A 12975-nucleotide genomic window follows, 5' to 3' on the forward strand; every position below is an offset into this window, starting at 1 on the left:
CAACCGATTGATTGAGCAGCGATGACCACTGATCAGCTCAGCGCCACGTTCGCCGCCTTGGCGGACCCCACCCGGCGGGCGATCCTCGCCCGTCTCTCCACCGGCGAGGCCAGCGTCAACGAGCTGGCCGAGCCCTTTCCAGTCAGCCTCCAGGCCGTCTCCAAACACCTGAAGGTCCTCGAACGCGCGGGCTTGATCAGCCGGACCCGGACGGCGCAATGGCGGCCCTGCCGACTGGAGGCCGCCCCGCTCGGCGAGGTCTCCGACTGGGTCGAACGTTATCGGCACTTCTGGGAAGGCGGCTTCGACCGGATGGAGCAGCACCTGGCCGAGCTGCGGAAAGGCGACAAGAATGACTGAGACCACCACGCTGCCGGACATCGTCTCGCGAGAAGACTGGCAGATCGCGCGGGAAGCGTTGCTGGCCAAGGAAAAGGAGCTCACCCGGGCCGCGGACGCGGTCGCCGCCGAACGGCGACGGCTGCCGATGGTCCGCTTCGACGGCGGGTACGAATTCGAAAGCCCCCAGGGCCGGGTCACGCTGCTGGAACTGTTCGAGGGACGACGTCAGCTGATCGTCTACCACTTCATGCTCGCTCCCGGGCAGAAGGCGGGCTGCCCCGGCTGCTCGATGGTCGTGGACAACATCGGCCACCTCGCCCATCTGCACGCCCGCGACACCACGCTGTCCGTGGTCGCGCCGGCGACCTTGCCCGAGATCGAGCGGTACAAGGAGCGGATGGGCTGGACCGTCCCGTGGGTCTCGACCCTCGACGGCTTCAACCCGGACTGCGGCATCGACGGCGGGTTCGGCATCAGCGTCTTCCTGCGCGACGGCGACGAGGTGTACCGGACCTACTTCACCACGGATCGCGGCGGGGACCAGCTGGTGGGGACGCTGCGATACCTGGATCTGACGCCGCTCGGGCGGCAGGAGGCCTGGGAGGAGTCCGGCCGCGGGACGGACGGTCCGGGCCACTGGTGGAAGCGGCACGACGAGTACCGCGTTTAGTCCTCTGAATGCGGGCAAGCCGTGTCGAGAACCCGGGACCCGCTCCGACCCCTCGGTGTCCGGCGCCCGGGAAGCGGGCGCCACACCGAGAGGGATCACCCCATGCGCAAGCTCGTCTACTTCGTCCACACCTCGGTCGACGGCCACATCGAGGGCCCGGACGGCGAGTTCGACTGGCCCGCGATGGGCCCCGAACTGTCCGGCCACTCGAAGGAACTGGTCGACCGCGCCGACACCTTCGTCTACGGGCGGCGGGTCTGGGAGATGATGTCGTCGTTCTGGCCGCAGGCGGAAACGCTGTCGGACCACCCGCACGACCTGGACTTCGCGCCGATCTGGCGGAAGACGCCGAAGATCGTCTTCTCGCGGACCCTGGAAAAGGCCGACTGGAACACCGAGGTCGTCGGCGGTGACCTCGCCGAACGGATGACCGATCTCAAGGCCAAGCCCGGCAAGGATCTGCTGCTCACGGGCGGGACCGAGCTGGCCACCGCGCTCGCCGACCGCGGTCTGGTCGACGAAATCCACGTGGTCGTGCACCCGGTGGTGCTCGGCGGCGGCAAGCAGGTGTTCCGGGGCGTCGCCCGGACGGACCTGCGGCTGACCGGCACCCGCACGTTCGACGGGCGCGCGGTCCTGCTGACCTACGAACTGGCGTGAAACCGGGGCGGCAGCCCCTACGCTGCCGCCGTCGGGATCACCTCGAGTTGCTCGCGCGCAACGCGATCCACTGCCGCATCGCGTACTCGACCAGCGTGATCAGCGTCTGCTTCGTCGACTCCCGTTCCCGGGCGTCACAGCGGACGATCGGGATGTTGGGGTCGATCGACAACGCTTCACGCACGTCGTTGATGTCGTGTTCGAGGACGCCGTCGAAGGTGTTGACCCCGACGATGTAGGGCAGGCCCCGGTCCTCGAAGAAGTCGATCGGCGCGAACGAATCGGCCAGCCGTCGCGTGTCGGCCAGCACCACGGCGCCGATCGCGCCGCGGACGAGGTCGTCCCACATGAACCAGAACCGCTGCTGCCCGGGCGTGCCGAACAGGTAGAGGATCAGGTCCGCGTCCAGGGAGACCCTGCCGAAGTCCATCGCGACCGTGGTGGTCGACTTGTTGGGCGTCTGGTCGAGGTTGTCGATCCCCCGACTGGCGTCCGTCATCATCGCCTCGGTGGTGAGCGGGACGATCTCCGACACCGAACCGACGAAGGTCGTCTTACCCGCACCGAAGCCACCCGCCACGACGATCTTCGCGGATGTCATGGTCGGGGGCGCGGTGTCCCGCGGTGCCTTAAAGCCGACGGAGTCCACTCAAAACCCTTTCCATCAACACCAGATGTGCCTCGGCGCCGTCATTGCCCGAAATCGTCTTGTGCACGCTGACCAGTCCCGCGTCCGCCGCGTCGCTGATCAGCACGCGTGCCACACCCAGTGGTACGCGCAGGGTCGCCGCGATCTCGGCGACCGAACGCGGGGTCCGGCACTCCTCGATGATCGAAATACATTCGATCTGCTCCATGACCACCGAGGGGAGGCTACCCGCGGCGACGTGGTCCTTGGTGGAGATCAGGGTCTCCAGCTCGAGAGCGTAGTTCGCCTTGGTCCGGCCGCCGGTGAGGGCATAGGGACGGACGATCGCCGTCTCTTCGAACGGCGACGACGCCTGCTCGAAGACAGCGGGCATGATGAACTCGCCACTGGGTGGACCCGGGTCGAAAAGACCACCTGGTCTCGGCCCGACGGCGCCTGCGCCGCTGTCGGGTGGAGAGGCAAGTGAGGTCACGCGGTCTCCTTGATCGGTCGGCTGCGGGACTGCCGATTCCCCGGCGGCGTGTGCTCCGCCCGCTTGGGGAACAGAGGCATCTTCGGACTGCTTGTTCTTCTTGCGCTTCCGACGACCACGGCCCGAATCCAGGGTGAAGCCGTTCAAGACGTCGGCGAAGGTGCCGTCGTCCCGTGAACCGGCAGCATGAGCAGCCCCCGCGTACGGAGGCTGGTATTCACCCGTCCCCGGCGGTTCGCCGAAGGATCCGGATCCGGTGCTCATCGGGACATCATCCCACCGGTTCGCCGATCAGCGACCCACCGGCGCCCTGCAATTGTGCGCGGAGCTCCGGCGTGAGGATCTGACCGACGCGGTCGACGAGCATCGTCATCTCGTAGGCGACCTGACCGATGTCGCAGTTCGGGGCGGCGAGGATCGCCAGGCAGGAACCGTCGCTGATCGACATCAGCACCATGATGCCGAGTTCCATCTCGACGACGGTCTCGTTGACCGCGCCCGCCTCGAAGCAGCGGGCGGCGCCCTGGGTCAGGCTCACCAGGCCGGACGCGACCGCGGCCAGCTGATCGGCCCTGTCCAGCGGGAGCCTGCTGGACGCGGTGAGCAGGAGGCCGTCCGCCGACACGACCACGGCGTGCGCCACTCCGGGTACCCGCTCGGCGAAGTCGTTCACCAGCCACCCGAACTGGTTCTGCTGGGGCTGGGCCGGGTTCGGCGAATTCATTCACCCTCCAGGGTTTCGTGGTTGGCTTCGGTCGCCTGGGCTGTGTGGTGCCGTCCGCGCTGGATGCCCTGCTGGAAACTGCTCAGGCGACCGCGCACGTCGTGCGCGTCCCGCTGTGGTCGGGGGGTGACCGCCCCGGCGGGAGGTCCCACGCTGCCCGGGAGCAGTTGCTCCCCGCGACGGCGCCTGGGTAATCCTGCCGAAGTCATCTTCGACGGCACGGACTGGGACACCGCTTGGGCGGCTTTCCAGCCTTCGTCGGAGCCGAAGTTCCAGGCATCGGTCTTCTCGGTGGCGGCGACCGGCTCCGGTTCCGGCGTCGCTGCCTGCGGTTTCTTGCCGGGTTTCCGGCTCGGCAACGCGGCGGGCGATGCCACCGGACGCGAGACCGTCTCCGACGGCTCCACCGATTCCGAAGACTGCACCGCCTTCGCGGGCTCGGGCGCCGGAGCGGGCTCGGGTGCCGTGTCCGGCTGGGTGGCGGGGAGCTGCGCGGTGGCAGGCGCCGCCTTGTCCGCCGCCTCCTTGCGGCCTCGCTGGACGCCCTGCTGGAAACTGCTCAGGCGACCGCGCACGTTCACCGGGTCGCGGACCGGCAGTTCCGACTTGGTGTCGGGTTGGGCGGCCGGGACCGACGACGCCGCGCTGCCCGGCAGGAGCTGCTCGCCCTTGCGACGGCGCGGCAACCCGGCCTGGGTGAACGTCGACGGGGCGTTCTGGGAGACCTCCTGGACTGTGCGGAAGGCCTTGTCACTGGCGAAGTCCCAGTTACGGGCTTCCTGCTCGGTGGCGGAACCGGCTTCCGCGGCGGGAGCGGGCTCGGCCGTCTTCTTCTCTTCGGGCTCCTTCTTCCCCGGCTTCTCCACCTTGCCCGTGGGTTTGACCGCGGGCTTTTCCGGAGCGGGCGCGGGCGAACGGAACCACGCCGAAAGCATCTCGTCGAAGATCGGCGTCGTCTCCGACGCCGTGGGCGCTGTGGGCCCGGTGGGCGCCGTCGGAGCGGCCGGGGGCGGCGTGGTCGCCTGGCTCCACCATTCGCTCAGCGTGGTGCTGTTCTTGGCCTCGAACAGTTCCTTGCCGCTGGGGAGCTCGCCTTCCGCCGAAGCCGGCGCGGACGCGTCGGGCTTCTCCGGTTCCTTGGCGACCGGCTCGGGCTCGGGTTCCGGCCGTCGCGGCAGCGGGGCAGGCGGCTGCGCGGGCGGCGATGTCGTCTCGTCCTGGGGGATCGGGCTGAACAGCGCCGTTCCCGAGATCTCCAGATTCGACGGCGGCCGCGGCTCCTGTGTCCTGCTGTGCCCGTTCACCCCGGTTTTGGTGTGACCGGCCAGATCGTTCGCCGACGGCCAGCGCTCGCCGCCCTGCGAGGGAACACTCGGCGCCGCGGGCCGCGAGCCGTTCGTCGCGGGACGCTGACGGCGCGGCAGGCCGCCCGGCTGCTGCGGCGGCAGCGGCGCGAGGCGCTGGGTGATCGGGCCGGTGGCGGGGCCGGGATCTCCCCCGGGCGGGACCATCACGAGGTCCGCCGGGACCGAGACGGTGGCGCGCACGCCGACGATGTCCTTGCCGCCGTGCAGCGAGACACCGATGCGGTGCCTGCTGGCCAGCCGCCCGACCACGAACAGGCCCATCCGGCGCGAGGTGGCGAGGTCGATGTTGGGTGCTTCGGTGAGCCGGGTGTTGGCCTCGGCGACCTCGGCCTCGTTCATCCCGATGCCCTTGTCCAGGATGTCGATCCCGAACGAGCCGTCGTCGACGAGCCTGGTCGCGACGGTCACGTGGGTTTCCGGGGCGGAGAACGCCGTGGCGTTGTCCAGCAGTTCGGCGATCAGGCGCATCAGGTCGTTGGCCGCGTACCCGACCAGCCGCACCGGCGGCGGGTTCTGCACGGTGACCCGTTGGTACTGCTCGATTTCGGACACCGCCGCGCGCACCACGTCGGTGGCGGAGACCGGCTGACCGGACCGCCTGCCCGGCTCGGCGCCGGAGAGGACCATCAGGTTCTCGTTGTTGCGGCGCATGCGGGTGGCGAGGTGGTCGAGCTGGAACAGCGTGGCGAGCTGGTCGGCGTCCTCTTCGTCGCGCTCCAGCCGCTCGATCAGCTGCAGCTGCCGCTGCACGAGACTCTGGCTGCGGCGGGAGAGGTTGACGAACACGTTGCTGTAGCCGGTCCGCATCGAGGCCTGCTCGGTGGCCAGGCGCAGCGCCTGGTGGTGCACCTTGTCGAAGGCCCTGGCGACCTCGCCGATCTCGTCGTCGCCGCCGACCGGGACAGGGTGCACGTCGGTGCCCTGCGAGCGGCCCTCCTGGATGTTGCGGACCGCGTCGGGCAGTTGCTTCTCGGCGACGTCGAGGGCGCTGGCGCGCAGCACCTTCAGCGAGCGGAGCAACTGGCGGGTGATGAGGAAGACGACGGCGACGGCGAGCACCATCGCGCCGAACAGCAGGACCGCGAGCAGGCCCGCGCCGCTGCTGGCCTCGTCGACCAGTTCGGCCGACACCGCGCTCGTCTCGCCGCCGAACTTGTTCGCGACCTCGCCGACCTTGGTGATCACGGCGGTCGACGCGTCGGTCCAGCCCTGCGCGGACATCGTGCGGAACGCCTGTGTGGCCGGGGTGCCCTGTTCGCCGAGGGCGGTTTTCGCGAGCCTGTCCCGGTTTTCCATCGCGGCGTCGCTGACGGCGGCGCTGAACTCCTGGCGCTGCTGTGCCGAAGCGGCGGCACGGAAGTCGGTGAGGCGGTCGGACAGCCGCAGTTCGGCGGTGCGCAGCAAGTCGAGCTCGCTCGGCGCGAGGCTCGACCGGGCGATGCCGAAGGAGACCAGCGCCTGGCTCAGCGACAGCTGTTCCTTCATCACGGCGAGATCGTGCAGCGCGGCGGGAGTGCCGCCGAGGACGTTTTCGCTGGCGCCCGCGGACAACGCGGTGTCGAGGGCGAGCAGCGCGGTGGTGATGTCGGTGTACTCGCCGATGGCCTGGACGGGATCGAGCTGCCCGGCGGAGGCCCGCTGCCGGATGTCGGCCAGCTTGTCCAGCTGGACGGCCGCGGCGTCGCGCGCTTGGTTGAGCGAAGGCTCGTTCTCGACGGCTCTGGACGCGGCGGCCCCGTAAAGCGGGATGGCGGTGTCGACGTCGGCGCGGGCCGAGCCGAGTTCGAGGGTCCCGCCGACGGTGCCGGCGGTCAGCCCGGCGGCGGACTGGGTGCGTTCACGGCCGAGCCCGTCGGCGAGGGTGCGGATCTGCCCGCTCAGCGCGACGAGCCGGTCCAGCCGCTGGTAGCCGTCGGAACGGCCGACCTGGCCGGCGATGGTGGCGATGCCGAGCGCGAGCGCGATGAGGATCGGCACCAGCGTCACGGCCGACAGCTTCACCGGCAGGCTCCAGTCCCGCCAGCGCACGAGCGCACGCCAGCCGGTGGCCCATCGAGAGGGCCGGGGAGTGCGTCCCAGCAGCTCCCCGACCGGCACTTGGCCTTCTCCTGCAACGGTCACGTAGGTGACTCCCTGTCCGGCGTCCTGGCACGGTCTGAGGCGTCCGTTCCCGCGAGGCGCCTGCCTGCGGAGAACTCGGCCCCGGCCTGACCACGTGATCGATCGCGACGCGAGGGGCCCCGTCCGGCGATCCGGGTGTCCCCAGGAACACCGGTCCGCTTCGGGAGGTCTTGCACCTGCACGTGCAGGTCGCAACCTGCGAAGTGCATGGTCGTCGAGATCAACTTTTCTTTGCCAATCGATCACTGCGGGTCAGCCGGGCCAAAGAATCGTACACCAATCCGGGTGCCGTCAATTCTGTCGAGTACACGGGTTCTGACCAGCGAAAAGTGCACGCCCGAACGATGTACAAGGCCCGAAATCCGTCCGCGCGTCACAAACGAGGGAATTCCGGTTACAACTTGCGTCGATACACAGGGTGCCCTCATCACCCGATCAGCCTACGTACGGTAGCTACGTCGCCCGGTCGAACTACTTTCCGTGCCCCCAACGGGTGGGTCAAGCCCAAATATGTGCCCGATGTTGTGGCCTTGTCGCCCACGTCGGCAAGATGTCGCCCGACGTGGTGATTTCTTTCGGGACACCCGGTGAACCGGGAGATCGTCGCCGGTACGGGGTGGCGCGCACGGTAGCGAAGCCCGTCCCGCCCGGGAAGCGAAACTACGATCTGTCACCGATATGAGCGACACAGCGTGGTCGTCGTCCATCGTTTGCCGCAGTGGGCCGTTTGGGCGACGACCGCGCGTGACAATCCGCCTCACTAATACGAGTGAGAAAAGCCGGATCATTTCGACCGAAACGAATTCCGGGAACACTATTCCGACGCGAAAACGAATACCGGCACCCACTGTCGTGGAAGCGGGGTCGCCTATTCAGCACGCGTGAAGCCGCAGTTAGTATGTGCGCTCCCGTACCGCGCCACGGATGCAAGCAAGCCCCGGAGGAACCCATGCCCGACGTCGCGCGTCCTTTCGCGGCGAGCAACGCCCTGGAGGACACCGGGCAGATGCCCGCACTGTTCGTCCGCGGGCGTCAGTCCGCTCCCCCACCACCGCGCAGCACCGGCCCGGACTTCGACCGGATCCAGCACGGCAAGGAATTCGTCGCGCTGCGCAAGACCTTCCGGCGGTTCGTGTTCCCGATGAGCCTGCTGTTCTTCACCTGGTACATGACGTTCGTGCTGCTGGCGGCCTACGCGCACGACTTCATGAGTCAGAAGGTGTGGGGCGAGGTCAACGTCGGGATCCTGCTCGGGCTCGGCCAGTTCGCCAGCACGATCCTGATCACGATCGCCTACCTCAAGTTCGCCAACAAGCGGCTCGACCCACAGGTCGAGCAGCTGAGGGCCTCGGTCGAGGCGGGTGAGCGATGAGCATCGCCGACAACAACCCGGCCCTGAACATCGCGGTGTTCGCGCTGTTCGTCGCGATCACCCTGTATGTGGTGTACCGCGTCAGTACACGCAATTCGTCCACTTCGGACTACTACGCGGCGGGCAGCGCCTTCACCGGACGACAGAACGGCATCGCACTTTCGGGTGACTTCCTCTCTGCGGCGTCGTTCCTCGGTATCGCCGGGGCGATCGCGATCCACGGCTACGACGGCTTCCTGTACTCGATCGGGTTCCTCGTCGCCTGGATGGTCGACCTGCTGCTGATCGCGGAACTGCTGCGCAACACCGGCCGCTTCACGATGGGCGACGTACTGAGCTTCCGGATGAAGCAGCGCCCGGTCCGCGCCGCGGCCGCGACGTCGACACTGGTGATCTCCTTCTTCTACATGCTCGCGCAGATGGCGGGCGCCGGCGGGCTGGTGGCACTGCTGCTGGACATCCACGGCGGCATCGGCCAGGCGCTGGTGATCGGCGTCGTCGGCGTCGTCATGGTGCTGTACGTGCTGGTCGGCGGGATGAAGGGCACCACGTGGGTGCAGATCATCAAGGCGACCATCCTGCTGCTGACCGGTGCCCTGATCACCGTGTTCCTGTTCGGCAAGTTCGGCTTCAGCTTCTCGAACCTGCTCTCGGCCGCCGCCGACAACAGCCCGCTCGGCGACGAACTGCTGCAGCCGGGCGGCTCGTACGGCAAGAGCGAGGTCACGAAACTCGACTTCGTCTCGCTGGCACTGGCACTGGTCCTCGGTGCCGCCGCGCTCCCGCACGTGCTGATGCGCTTCTACACGGTGCCGAATTCGCGCGAGGCGCGGCGTTCGGTGGTGTGGGCGACCGCGTGCATGACCGTCTTCTATCTCTGCACCCTGGTCATCGGCTTCGGCGCGGCCGCGCTGGTCGGCCCGGAGACGATCAAGAACGCGCCGGGCGGGGAGAACTCGGCGGCGCCGCTGCTCGCGCTGAACATCGGCGGCACGCTCCTGCTCGGCATCGTCTCGGCGGTGGCGTTCGCGACCATCCTCGCCGTCGTCGCAGGACTGACGATCACCGCGTCGGCCTCCTTCGCCCACGACGTCTACGCGAACATCTTCAAACGCGGCAAGGCGGAACCGGCCGCGGAGGTCCGGGTCGCCCGGCTGACCGCGGTCGCCGTCGGGGCGTTCGCGATCGTGGGCGGCATCCTGGCGAACGGGCAGAACATCGCGTTCCTGGTGGCGCTGGCGTTCGCCGTCGCGGCGTCGGCGAACCTCTCGACGCTGCTGTACTCGCTGTTCTGGAAACGCTTCAACACCACCGGCACCCTGTGGGGCATCTACGGCGGGCTGATCGCGAGCCTGGTGCTCGTGTTCTTCTCGCCGGTGATGTCCGGCTCCGCGGACTCGATCATCAAGAGCGTCGACTTCCACTGGTTCCCGCTGAAGAACCCGGGCCTGGTGTCGATCCCGTTCTCGTTCCTGTGCGGGATCGTGGGCACCTTCGTCGGCCGGTCGAAGGCCGACCCGGTCAAGCACGCCGAGATGGAGGTGCGGTCCCTGACCGGGATCGGCTCCTGACTCCCCTGACGCGCGCGCTATGAAAGGTCCTTTCCTTGCGAAATTCGCAAGGAAAGGACCTTTCATTGCGTCCGGAGGCCGTCCAGCACGATCGTGAGCAGCCGCTGGGTGTCCTCGGGCGAAGCCTTGCTCGCGGCCGAGCCCACCCCGTGTCCGAGCCGCAGGATGTCGACGCCGGCGACATCGGGCCGGATCACGCCCTCGTCCTGAGCCGCCTTCACGATCGTGTCGGCCGCGGCCCGCAGCCGTGACTGGCACCAGCCGAAGACTTCGGACCCGGCGTCGACGGACGCCTTCAGCGTCATCGCGAGCCCGTGCTTCTCGACCACGTAGATGACGTGCGTGGCCAGCCACGTCTCGAGCGCCTTCCCGGGCGGCAGCTCTTCGAGCAGGTCGTAGGCCTGCTGCGCCAGCCCGTCGATCTCGTCGCGGTAGACGGCCTCGATCAGTTTGTCGCGCGTCGGGAAGTGCCGGTACAACGTGCCCGCGCCGACCCCGGCGCGTTTGGCGATGTCGTCGGCGGGCACGTCCACGCCGTCAGCGGCGAAGGCCTCCTTCGCGACGGCCACGATGCGCTCGTAGTTGCGCCGCGCGTCCGCGCGCATGGGGCGGGCCGGATCGGCCGTGTCCATCTGCACCTCCTCGGGCGACGAAAACGGAGACGTTCTCCGAATTCACTTGCGTAAGCGGAGACAGTCTCCATATCATCGCTCACGACCTCAAGTGGAGAGTCTCTCCGCTTCATCTCGTTACGTCTTTGGAGTATTCCTTGACCGAGCGATCCTTGCGTACCGAGCCTAGGCCGGAGACGGCCGTGGCCTCACCGCCTCCGCACCGGCTGGTCCTCCCGATCGTGCTGACCTGCCAGCTCATGCTCATCCTCGACGCGACGGTGATGAACGTCGCGCTCCCCCGCATCCAGTCCGAACTCGGCTTCACCGCGACAGGCCTGTCCTGGGTGATGACCGCGTACAGCCTCGTCTTCGGCGGCTTGCTGCTGCTCGGCGGACGGGCGGGCGACCTGTTCGGCCGACGCCGGATGTTCGTCGTCGGCACGGCCGTGTTCACCGCCGCCTCCCTGCTCGGCGGCCTCGCCGGTTCGGCGGAGATGCTGATCGCGGCCCGGGTCGCGCAAGGCGTCGGCGCCGCGCTCGCCGGGCCGAGCACCTTGGCGCTGATCACCAGCACGTTCACCGAAGCCAAAGCCCGGGTGCGCGCGCTGGCGCTGTTCTCGGCGATGTCCAGCGGCGGTTTCGCGATCGGCCTGCTGCTCGGCGGGCTGCTGACCGAATGGGTCTCGTGGCGCGCGGCGCTGTACATCAACGTCCCGTTCGGGCTCGCGATCGTCCTGCTCACCTCGCGGTACGTCGCCGATCCGCCTCGACGGCGCGCGCGGCTGGACCTTCCCGGCGCGTTCACCGGTACCTTCGGCGTCGGCTCGCTCGTGTTCGCCTTCACCCACGCGGCCTCGAACGGCTGGGGCGACACGATCACCCTCGGCTCCCTCGCCGCCGGGCTGGCGTTGCTGGCCGCGTTCGTCACCATCGAGACCAGGGTGAGCGAACCGCTGATCCCGTTGCGGCTGTTCGCCGAACGCGACCGCGCCGCGGCCTACGTCAACTTCTTCCTCGGGCCGATGGCCATGATGTCGATGTTCTTCTTCCTGACCCAGTTCCTGCAGGACATCGCGGGTTTCGCCGCCTTGGAGACCGGCTTCGCGTTCCTGCCGATGGCGGTCTGCATGTTCGGGCTCAGCAGGCTGATCCCGAAGCTGCTCCCCCGGTTCGGGCCGAAACCGCTCGCGCTGACCGGGACCGCGCTGATGACCGGCGGGGTCGTCTGGCTGACCACCCTCACCACCGACAGCGGGTACTTCTCGCATCTGCTCGGGCCGATGCTGCTGATGGGCGTCGGCGCGGGACTGGCGTTCTCCCCGCTGAGCGTGATCATCATGGCGACGGTGCCCACCGACGACGCGGGTGCCGCGGGCGGGGCTCTGCAGACGTTGCAGCAGGTCGGGGCGACACTGGGGCTGGCGATCCTGATCACCGTGTTCGGCGCGGTGACACGGACGCCGTCGGGGAACCCGGCGGAGACCACCGTCGACGGGATGACCGCGGCCTTCACCGCCGCCGCCGTGGTCACGGCGCTGTCGTTCCTGGTGGCGCTGAGCTTCCGGCGCCGGACCGCTTAGAGCTTCGCGCCCGCCTGGATCTTGTGCGTGACCTTGCGTTCCATCACGAAGGAGAAGAACGGGATGCAGCCGGCGATCAGCACGAGCAGGGTGCCCTTCATCGACCAGCGGGCCTTGATCGCGAGGTCGACCGCGAGCAGCAGGTAGATCAGGTAGAGCCCGCCGTGGACCATGGGGATCATCTTCACGAACTGGGGAAGTTCCACACCGAAGACGTACTGCAGCACCATCTCGACGACCAGTCCGAGCAGGGCCACACCGGTGGCGTACGCCGCGACGCGGAACCGGATCAGCGGTCCGCCCAGCGAGACCGGGCGGGCCGGGGCGGCGTCGTCAGTTCGGGTGGTCATAGGGTCTCGAACCTCTCTGGGGACTACTTGTCGCGGGCGTTGAGTTCGCGCAGGTACTGGTTGTAGGCGGCGAGCTCGTCGTCCTCGGGCGGCTGCGGGGCCGGGGCGCGCCGCTGCCTGGGCGTCGGCACCTCGGGGACGGCGGTCTCGGCCACCGCCTCCTGGGCGTCGGCCTCGGCGGCGCGACGGCGGAGTGTGCGGATCCGCCAGAACATGAACGCGGGGAACAGCCCGAACAGCGGCCACTGCAGGACGTAGCCGAGGTTCTGGAACGTCCCGCTGGCCGAGGAGAACCGCTCCCACTGCCACCAGGCGAGCCCGCAGCACAGCGCCAGGCTCACCAGGCAGACGCCGGCGATGCCGAGACGGCGCAGGGCGACGGACGAAGCGGGCACACATCGACGCTAGCACTGGGCGCGGGGCGAAACTTCGCCGACCTGGGCGCTCGGGACCTTGGTCCCGGCTGTCCCGGGGCGCCGTCAC

At 68.6% G+C, this 12975-nt stretch carries 13 protein-coding genes; 6 read left to right on the top strand and 7 right to left on the bottom strand.

The window, feature by feature from the left end; genetic code table 11:
• The first annotated feature begins 21 nt into the window (after window positions 1-21).
• The 3 genes from ACZ6YV_RS19020 to ACZ6YV_RS19030 all read left to right on the top strand — a co-directional run bounded on the left by ACZ6YV_RS19020 (window position 22) and on the right by ACZ6YV_RS19030 (window position 1672).
• Window positions 22-360, top strand: a complete 339-nt coding sequence (locus tag ACZ6YV_RS19020; RefSeq protein ID WP_465510843.1) for an ArsR/SmtB family transcription factor — start codon at window positions 22-24, stop codon at window positions 358-360.
• Window positions 353-1012, top strand: coding sequence for a DUF899 domain-containing protein (locus ACZ6YV_RS19025; RefSeq protein WP_465510844.1), 660 nt, complete (start codon window positions 353-355; stop codon window positions 1010-1012). The genes ACZ6YV_RS19020 and ACZ6YV_RS19025 overlap by 8 nt, the downstream gene beginning before the upstream one ends.
• Before the next feature lie 102 nt (window positions 1013-1114).
• Window positions 1115-1672, top strand: coding sequence for a dihydrofolate reductase family protein (locus ACZ6YV_RS19030; RefSeq protein ID WP_465510845.1), 558 nt, complete (start codon window positions 1115-1117; stop codon window positions 1670-1672).
• Between the two features lie 37 nt (window positions 1673-1709).
• On the opposite strand, the gene ACZ6YV_RS19035 is transcribed toward ACZ6YV_RS19030, so the two are convergent.
• From ACZ6YV_RS19035 to ACZ6YV_RS19050, 4 genes are read right to left on the bottom strand one after another with little or no spacing between them, the layout of a single operon-like run.
• On the bottom strand, window positions 1710-2273 hold the full coding sequence (locus ACZ6YV_RS19035) for a GTP-binding protein (protein WP_101606490.1): 564 nt from the start codon (window positions 2271-2273) through the stop codon (window positions 1710-1712).
• Between the two features lie 28 nt (window positions 2274-2301).
• On the bottom strand, window positions 2302-3057 hold the full coding sequence (locus ACZ6YV_RS19040; protein ID WP_465510846.1) for a DUF742 domain-containing protein: 756 nt from the start codon (window positions 3055-3057) through the stop codon (window positions 2302-2304).
• 7 nt (window positions 3058-3064) lie between these two features.
• The gene (locus ACZ6YV_RS19045) at window positions 3065-3517 is read right to left on the bottom strand and encodes a roadblock/LC7 domain-containing protein (protein ID WP_378244808.1); all 453 of its coding nucleotides are present in this window, start codon (window positions 3515-3517) and stop codon (window positions 3065-3067) included.
• Window positions 3514-6981 (bottom strand): sensor histidine kinase, encoded by a 3468-nt coding sequence (locus tag ACZ6YV_RS19050; RefSeq protein WP_465511025.1) that lies wholly within the window; start codon window positions 6979-6981, stop codon window positions 3514-3516. Before ACZ6YV_RS19050 ends, ACZ6YV_RS19045 begins: the two co-directional genes overlap by 4 nt.
• A 973-nt stretch (window positions 6982-7954) precedes the next feature.
• On the opposite strand from ACZ6YV_RS19050, the gene ACZ6YV_RS19055 reads away from it, so the two are divergent.
• A complete protein-coding gene (locus ACZ6YV_RS19055) occupies window positions 7955-8377 on the top strand; it encodes a DUF485 domain-containing protein (protein ID WP_465510847.1) in 423 nt (140 codons plus the stop codon).
• On the top strand, window positions 8374-9948 hold the full coding sequence (locus ACZ6YV_RS19060; RefSeq protein ID WP_465510848.1) for a solute symporter family protein: 1575 nt from the start codon (window positions 8374-8376) through the stop codon (window positions 9946-9948). The genes ACZ6YV_RS19055 and ACZ6YV_RS19060 overlap by 4 nt, the downstream gene beginning before the upstream one ends.
• A 62-nt stretch (window positions 9949-10010) precedes the next feature.
• Here ACZ6YV_RS19060 and ACZ6YV_RS19065 read toward each other — a convergent pair whose 3' ends face one another.
• Entirely contained in the window at window positions 10011-10580 is a 570-nt protein-coding gene (locus ACZ6YV_RS19065; protein WP_465510849.1) for a TetR/AcrR family transcriptional regulator, read from the bottom strand.
• Window positions 10581-10762: 182 nt separating this feature from the next.
• On the opposite strand from ACZ6YV_RS19065, the gene ACZ6YV_RS19070 reads away from it, so the two are divergent.
• Complete coding sequence (locus ACZ6YV_RS19070) at window positions 10763-12142, top strand: MFS transporter (RefSeq protein WP_465510850.1); 1380 nt, start codon at window positions 10763-10765, stop codon at window positions 12140-12142.
• Here the strand turns inward: ACZ6YV_RS19070 and ACZ6YV_RS19075 are convergent.
• Entirely contained in the window at window positions 12139-12492 is a 354-nt protein-coding gene (locus ACZ6YV_RS19075) for a DUF3817 domain-containing protein (RefSeq protein WP_465510851.1), read from the bottom strand. The two genes, ACZ6YV_RS19070 and ACZ6YV_RS19075, sit on opposite strands and share 4 nt — an antisense overlap.
• Window positions 12493-12515: 23 nt before the next feature.
• The gene (locus ACZ6YV_RS19080) at window positions 12516-12887 is read right to left on the bottom strand and encodes a hypothetical protein (RefSeq protein WP_465510852.1); all 372 of its coding nucleotides are present in this window, start codon (window positions 12885-12887) and stop codon (window positions 12516-12518) included.
• Window positions 12888-12975 lie beyond the last annotated feature (88 nt).

The organism is Amycolatopsis sp. NPDC102522 (assembly GCF_055584485.1).